The following is an 819-nucleotide window of genomic DNA, read 5'->3' on the forward strand; positions in this document are numbered from 1 at the left end:
TTTCCGAGGCTAGCCCTAAAGCTATTTCGGGGAGAACCAGCTATCTCCGGGTTCGATTGGAATTTCTCCGCTACCCCCACCTCATCCCCGCATTTTTCAACATGCGTGGGTTCGGGCCTCCAGTGCGTGTTACCGCACCTTCACCCTGGACAGGGGTAGATCACCCGGTTTCGGGTCTACGTCCACGTACTCATTCGCCCTATTCAGACTCGCTTTCGCTGCGGCTTCAGCTCTTCACCTTAACCTTGCACGGGAACGTAACTCGCCGGTTCATTCTACAAAAGGCACGCCATCACCCATAAATAGGGCTCTGACTTCTTGTAAGCACACGGTTTCAGGATCTATTTCACTCCCCTTCCGGGGTGCTTTTCACCTTTCCCTCACGGTACTGCTTCACTATCGGTCGCCAGGGAGTATTTAGCCTTGGCAGATGGTCCTGCCGGATTCATACGGGGTTTCACGTGCCCCGCACTACTCGGGATCCGTCTCGGAGGGAACGGGTTTTGAACTACAGGGCTTTTACCTTCTCTGGCGGGCCTTTCCAGACCTCTTCATCTAACCGGTTCCTTTGTAACTCCATGTGAGACGTCCCACAACCCCAAGGAGCAAGCTCCTTGGTTTGGGCTAATCCGCGTTCGCTCGCCGCTACTGACGGAATCACTATTGTTTTCTCTTCCTCAGGGTACTTAGATGTTTCAGTTCCCCTGGTCTGCCTCTCACTCACCTATGAATTCAGTGAGTAGTGACTGTCGATGAAGACAGCCGGGTTTCCCCATTCGGACATCCCCGGATCAAAGCTTGCTTACAGCTCCCCGAGGC

Annotated in this window: 1 rRNA gene; it reads right to left on the reverse strand. The window is 54.0% G+C overall.

What is annotated here, in order from left to right:
- A 23S ribosomal RNA gene (locus AC6EJC_RS26815) occupies positions 1 to 819 on the reverse strand; the annotation flags it as partial.

It is taken from the genome of Paenibacillus sp. TY11, assembly GCF_059772165.1.